The sequence below is a fragment of the Rhodococcus sp. (in: high G+C Gram-positive bacteria) genome (genome assembly GCF_049286785.1).
Lineage (GTDB): Bacteria > Actinomycetota > Actinomycetes > Mycobacteriales > Mycobacteriaceae > Rhodococcus_F.
Genome location: NZ_JBAQEO010000182.1, coordinates 1 through 6,822, shown reverse-complemented (window position 1 = coordinate 6,822; position 6,822 = coordinate 1). Strand labels below are relative to the sequence as shown.

The following is a 6,822-nucleotide window of genomic DNA, read 5'->3' as shown; positions in this document are numbered from 1 at the left end:
GCCGCAGAGTAACGAGGTCGTGGAAGTAGTTCATCCGCAGCCGCCACGGGGCTTTCGACCCCTGCTTCGGGAACGAATCGACCGAGCGCAGCACGTAACCGGCCGCGAAGTCGAGGAACGGTTCCTCAGTCACCGACGGATCGCGCTGGGGGACGCAGTAGGCGTACCCCTTCTCGTCCATGTGCGCGAGCAGGCGGCAGACGTACTCGCACACCAGGTCGGCCTTGAGTGTCCAGGAGGCATTGGTGTAGCCGATGATGAATGCGAAGTTCGGGACCCCGCTGAGCATCATCCCCTTGTACGCCATGGTCTCGGTGAGGTCCACCTCGCGGCCGTCGACCACCAGGTCCATCCCGCCGAACGCCAGGAGGTTCAAACCTGTTGCGGTGACGATGATATCGGCAGGTAGTTCCTCGCCCGACTTCAGCGCGAGCCCGGTCTCGGTGAAGGTGTCGATGTGATCGGTCACGATCGACACCTCGCCGTGGCGGATGGAACGGAACAGGTCTCCGTTGGGCACGAGGCACAGTCGCTGATCCCACGGGTTGTACCGGGGTGTGAAGTGGGTGTCGATGTCGTAACCCTCGGGTAGCCAACCCTTTTGGAGTCGACGGATGCGTGTCTTCATGAAATTCGGGTAACGCCGGCACAGTTGATAGAGCGCGGTCGCCACGAAGGCATTCTTCAGCCGGGTCAGGGCGTACGCCATCCGGGTGGGCAGGTAACGGCGCAGACGGTTGGCCAGTTCGTCCTTGGCCGGCAACGAGATGATGTACGTCGGCGAGCGCTGCAGCAGCGTCACGTGTTCGGCTTCGGCGGCCATCGACGGGGCAAGGGTGACGGCCGTGGCTCCACTGCCGATGATCACGACGCGCTTGCCGGCGTAATCGAGGTCTTCGGGCCACTTCTGCGGGTGCACGATCTCACCCTGGAATCGCTCGGTTCCGGCGAAATCCGGGGTGTATCCCTCGTCGTAGCGGTAGTAACCGCTGCAGGCCATCACGAAGTCCGCGGTGAAGCGGACCGTCTCACCGCTGTCGGTCCGTTCGGCCGTCACCGTCCACCGAGACTCCGCGCTCGACCATTCGGAGCGGATCACGCGGTGCCCGAAACGGATGTGCCGATCGATTCCGTGATCCGTCGCAGTCTTCTTGACGTACTCGAGGATGGTGGCTCCGTCGGCGATCGACTTGTCGTTCTCCCACGGCCGGAAGCGGTAACCCAGGGTGTACATGTCCGAATCGGAACGCACGCCCGGGTAGCGGAACAGATCCCAGGTTCCGCCGATCGTGTCGCGGCTCTCCAGGATCGTGTACGTCCGGCCCGGGAAACTCTCCTGGATGTGGTACGCGGCTCCGATGCCGGACAGCCCGGCGCCGATGATCAGCACATCGACGTGCCGGACGGGAATCGTGGAATCCGGGAGTTCGGCGACGGTGTCGATGTCGGTCATGACTGCTCTCTCGATGCGATGGACGGGACTGCTATTTCGAATCTTCGGCCGGTTCCGCGGCGCCATTTTCCAGTGCGACATTACGTGAACTGGTGGACCGGCCGAGCTGCGCGACCTCCCTGTCCATCAGCGGAAGAATCCGGGGAATGTGCGGGAGAATGCGGCGATCCGCGAGCGGTGACGTGACCAGTGCCTTCAGCCAGCCGAGGGGTCCCACCCACTGCGGAACGTAGACGCGCCGCTTGCGCCCGGCGAGAGCCGAAACGAACGCGTCGACGCAGGCCTCGACCGAGGTGGTCTTCCCGAGCGGTCCGGGCAACACCGCGAGGAGCTGGTTGAACGCGGTGAGGTCGGCCTTCGCGTCCTGGACGAGCGGAGTGTCGATCCAGGCCATGTGAGCAGACCCGACTGCGACGCCACGATGCGTCACCTCGAGGCGGAGCGCATTGGCGAACTGTTCGACACCCGCCTTGGTGGCGCAATAGGCGGCCAGGCCCGGTGCGGCGGCGAACGCCGCGAGCGAGGAGACGACGAGGATGTAGCCCTTGCGTTCGATCACCGCGGGCAGTGCGGCCCGGACCGTATGGAACGCGCCGAGCATGTTGACGTCGATCACCCGTTTGAATGTGGCCGGATCGACATTCAGCACGGAGCCGTAGCTGGTGATGCCGGCGTTGACGAGAACGAAGTCGATTCCACCGAATTTCTCGACCCCCGCATCGACGGCCGACTGCAGAGCCGGCAGATCGCACACGTCGGCTACCCGAGCGAGGACGGTGTCTTCACCGAGTTCGTGGGCCAGGGCATTCAATGGCGTCGCGTCGAGGTCGATCAGGACGAGCTTCACACCCTCACGGGCGAGGGCGCGGGCGGTTCCGGCCCCGATACCGAGCGCAGCACCCGTGATCAGTGCAACCTTGTTCCTGAGCGTGGGCATCGTCTACTCCCGGCATCTGGTCTGGCACGGCACCCGGTCGGCACCGAAGGTCAGTTTATGCCTGACAGGCATATTCGGACCGGTTCCGCGGATCATCGCGCAAGTGCGACGGCGGCGGCGAAGATCGTGTCCTCCGAGAGCAGCACCTGATGTGCGGCATCACCGAGGGGGATGAAGCTGTCCTCGCTCGCCACCCTCGACAGCGGACCCCGAAATCCGTGGTCGACGAGTTCGGCGACCAGCCCTTCACCCACGCCCCCGCTCCTACGCGTCTCGTCGACGACGAGCACGCGTCCGGTTGCACGCGCCTCGCGCAGCACATCGTCGAGAGGGAGCGGCGCGAGCCACCGCAGATCGACGACGCGAGCCCGGATCCCTTCGCGCTCGAGCCTGCGGGCCACCCGGAGGCTCATGCGGACACCGTTCGCGAACGTGACGATTGTGAGATCGGTGCCGTCACCATACGTACGTGCGGTGCCGATGGTCGTGGTGTGTGCCGGACCGGGATATCGCGCGAGCCAGCGCTCGTCACCGTCCTCGTAGAGGTCCCGTGTGTGGTAGAGCGCGATGGGTTCGAGATATACGCACACCGCACCGGACGCCTTCGTTGCGGTGACGCACGCCCGCATCGTCGCGGCCGCGTCGTCCGGTCGCGACGGCGACGCGATCACCAGTCCGGGAATGTCGCGGAGCGCGGCAATCGCATTGTCGTTGTGGAAGTGGCCACCGAACCCCTTCTGATATCCGAAGCCGGCGATGCGCACGACCATCGGATTGCGGAATCGGCGCTGCGAGAAGAACTGCAACGTGGCGGCTTCGCCCCGTATCTGGTCGGCGGCGTTGTGCAGGTACGCCAGATACTGGATTTCCGGAATGGGCAGCAGCCCCGAGACTCCGGCGCCCAGGGCGAGACCGAGAATCGTCTGTTCGTCCAGCACGGTGTCGAAGACCCGCGCGGCGCCGAACTTCTTCTGCAATCCGCGGGTCACGCCGTACACCCCGCCCTTCCGGGCCACATCCTCCCCGAAGACCATGGCTTCCGGATTCTCGTCGAGGGCCTCGCTCAGAGCGCGGTTGACGGCCAGCGCAAGTGTCTGCGGCCCGGCGTCCGGCGACGGTGCCTTCCTGCCCGGTGATGTGACGGTCATCGTGTCGTGATGGGTGTCGTCGAGTGGTTTCATCACTGCCGCAGCGCTGTTCAATCGCGGGAGGGTCACCACCTGCTCGGCTACCGCGTGCACCTCGGTGCGCTTGCGCTCGTACCTGTCGAGGACCTCGTCGGGCGTCAGTTGCCCCGCCTCTACGAGGAGTCGGGCGGTGGCGAGGAGTGGGTCGCGATCGAGGTCGGCGGCCAGTTCGCCGGCGGAACGGTAGGCGGCCTCGTAGTCCGAACCGGCATGACCCATCAGCCGGACCATGCGCAGGTGCAGAAACGCGGGACGACGTTGGCGGCGAACCCAGTCCGCCGCGGCGGTTGCCGCGCCGAGTGTCTCGGGCAGTGCGCATCCGTCGGCGGAGAAGTACGCTAGTCCCGCTCTGTCGCCGTATTGCGACGCGATCCACCCGGCCGGGGTCCGGACGCTGACACCGATGCCGTTGTCTTCGCAGACGAACAGCAGTGGCATCGGAACACCCTGGTAGCCGGCGTGAATCGCGCTGTTGATCGCACCCACCGCGGTGGAATGGTTGACGGAGGCGTCGCCGAAGCTGCACACCGTCACGGCGTCCGGCTGCCACGGCGAGGGCACGCTCAGCTTGCGCGCACGGGCAATCGCGAACGCGACACCGACAGCGCGCGGCAGGTGCGAGGCGATGGTGGACGTCTGGGGGATGACGGCGAGGTCGTGGCGACCGAACACCTTGTGCCTGCCCCCGGAGATCGGTTCGTCTGCGGCAGCGACGATTCCGAGGAGCACATCCCGGATCGGATCGCGTCCGCCCACCTGCCGGGCCCGGGCCAGGAAGAAGCCGCCGGACCGGTAGTGCAGCAGGGCGGGATCGGTGGACCGCAGCGCCGCCGCCACAGCCGCGTTGCCTTCGTGTCCGGCGGATCCGATCGTGTAGAAACCCTGACCCTGCGCGCGGAGCCACCGTGCGGCGAGGTCGAGATGCCTGCTGCCCAGTTGGTCGTCGAAGAGTTCCAGACAGCGCTCTGCGGAGAGTCCAGAACCTGCGAGGAATCCCGTTGCTGCACCGGGCGGGCGCGGCGCCAACGCCGTGACCGTCGTGATGAAGTGCTCGTCTACCGGATCGGCCACGGCGCAGTCTCCTCGGCTGGAGGTTCTTTCGAGGCTACGCCTCCGGCGTTCGGCGAGTCGGGATTTCGGCCGCGCTATTCAGAGTCGATGGTGCGGCGCGGGTGCGGAGTCGGCCGAGGATGCGTCACCCGGACACGGGAGATGCGACGCCCGTCGAGTGCGGTGACGGTGAGTTGGTGGTCTTCGAAGGTGATGCTGTCGCCGAGGCGGGGCATCCGCTGGAGTTCATGGAGCATGAAACCGGCCACGGTTTCGTACGGCCCTTCGGGTAGGGCGATGCCGGTGGTGGATTCGAAATCCTCGATGATCAGAAGCCCGTCCACCTGCTGTTGCGGCGAGTATCGACGGGAGGAAGCGGTAGCGGGGTGAGTGGGTTCGTCGTACTCGTCGCCGAGCTCACCGACGATTTCTTCCACGATGTCTTCGAGTGTGACCATCCCTGCGGTGCCGCCGTATTCGTCGACCACGATCGACATCTGCAGGTTGTTCCGCTGCATGTCGGACAGCGCCGCCAGGGCGGGTTTGGACACCGGGAGTCGCAGCACCGGCCGGCACAACTCGCGCACCGTGGCGACCTGGTTCTCGTCCGCGAGCAGGAGGTCGCGCAGGTGGACGAAACCGACAATGTCGTCGAACGAGGTGGCGGTGACGGGGTACCGACTGTGCCCCCGCTTCAGCGCCTCGTCGCGGGCCTGGATCAACGGTGTATCGGCGGCGAGAAAATCGACGTCGGTGCGGGGCCGCATCACCTCGACGAGTGAGCGTTGCCCGGCGTCGAAAGCCTCCGACAGGATGTGGCGCTGGGGTTCGGCGAGCGCGGTGTGCCCGACGAGTAGGTCCCGCAACTCTTCCGGGGTGACCGCCTCGGTCTTCATCTTCGGGTCGGCGCCGACCAACCGGACCAGCATGTCGGTGGAGACGGACAGGAACCAGATCACCGGGCGCATCGCGGTGGCGAACCGGTCGAGGGTCGGCGCGGTAAGCAACGACACTTCGGTAGAACGTTGCAGCGCAATGCGTTTAGGTACCAGCTCGCCCAGGATCAACGACAGGTAGGCGATCATCAGGGTCGTGCCGACCAGAGCGGCTCCCGAGGCGAGCCCGGGCGGCAGCCCCCACCCCACGAAGGTGGACGCGATCGGGGGCGAGATGGTCGATGCACCGTACGCTGCCGAGAGGAACCCGGCCACGGTGACCCCGATCTGCACCGCGGACAGGAACCGATTGGGGTTCCGCGCCAGCGCTGCCGTCCGCGCGCCGCGCCCACCGCGACGCTCCAGTTGCCGGATCTGACCTTCACGCAACGACACCAGTGCGATTTCGGTCGCCGCGAAAACACCGCCGACGAGGACGAAGAGGAGTATCAGCACAACGTGGACCGCGGCGCCGTCGATCGCGGCCGCCTGCATCATGTCGGCCGCTGCCGGGGTTTGTGACGGTGGGCCATGCCCTGCACCTCGCGAGCCTGAGACTGCTGACGGGCTTCAGTGTAGGCGTCCCCTCAGGTGCAGTGCAGTGTCAGCGCCGACGCGCGGCACCCGAATCGTAAAGAAACCGGTCGGTCTTCCTGCTGGGCGTTGCCTTCGCCTCGAAGTTGTACCGGCAGACCCGATAGTCTGCTCGAGGGTCCATCGTCATTATCGAGAATTATCCGAGGTTCACATTGCCCAGTACGGAAACGGACGCCGAGCTCGCGGGCCGCGTTCAGCGCCTGTTGCAGTTCCTGCGCGAGATCGTCAGGGCTCGTACCAAGCCGGTACTGCATGTCGACCAGCACGAACAGGTGGAATGGCTGCACCTGGACGGCCGGGTGATCGCACTCGACACAGAAGCCGGGCAGGGTGGCATCGTCCTGCGTGTTCCGGCCGTCGTCGCCCCGGATCCGCCGGAACTGCCGCCGGTTCTGCACGGATGGGTAGACGACTCGGCTCGCGCCGACAGCTCCGACCCAGACCTCACCCTCAACGGCTCCGGCGACTACCACGAGGATTCCGAGGCGGAATACGACGTCAGCGGCGCCTATGAGGTGCATCAGGCGTTCGATGTGTATCTGCCCCGCTGGCAGGCGTGGGCCGAAACGGATCGTCAGCGACGCCCCCACGCCGAGCTGTACCTGTCGATGCAGTCGATGCTGCAGGAAATCACCGCGCGACCCGAGTCGATCGAACTCGTAG

The 6,822-nt window shown here is 65.9% G+C and carries 4 protein-coding genes and 1 pseudogene; 1 reads left to right on the top strand and 4 read right to left on the bottom strand.

Translation table 11 applies throughout. The features are described 5' to 3' along the window. The 4 genes from WAW17_RS07435 to WAW17_RS07420 all read right to left on the bottom strand — a co-directional run. Positions 1 to 1,453, bottom strand: a 1,453-nt coding sequence (locus tag WAW17_RS07435; RefSeq protein ID WP_422332351.1) for a flavin-containing monooxygenase, incomplete at its 3' end; no start/stop codon positions are given. 31 nt (positions 1,454 to 1,484) lie between these two features. Next, positions 1,485 to 2,390 (bottom strand): SDR family oxidoreductase, encoded by a 906-nt coding sequence (locus WAW17_RS07430; protein ID WP_422332350.1) that lies wholly within the window; start codon positions 2,388 to 2,390, stop codon positions 1,485 to 1,487. A gap of 92 nt (positions 2,391 to 2,482) precedes the next feature. Continuing rightward, entirely contained in the window at positions 2,483 to 4,648 is a 2,166-nt protein-coding gene (locus WAW17_RS07425) for a thiamine pyrophosphate-dependent enzyme (RefSeq protein WP_422332349.1), read from the bottom strand. Between the two features lie 74 nt (positions 4,649 to 4,722). Then, the gene (locus WAW17_RS07420; protein WP_422332348.1) at positions 4,723 to 6,060 is read right to left on the bottom strand and encodes a hemolysin family protein; all 1,338 of its coding nucleotides are present in this window, start codon (positions 6,058 to 6,060) and stop codon (positions 4,723 to 4,725) included. A gap of 251 nt (positions 6,061 to 6,311) precedes the next feature. On the opposite strand from WAW17_RS07420, the pseudogene WAW17_RS07415 reads away from it, so the two are divergent. Then, positions 6,312 to 6,822 (top strand): annotated as a pseudogene (locus WAW17_RS07415) (AAA family ATPase); the annotation flags it as partial.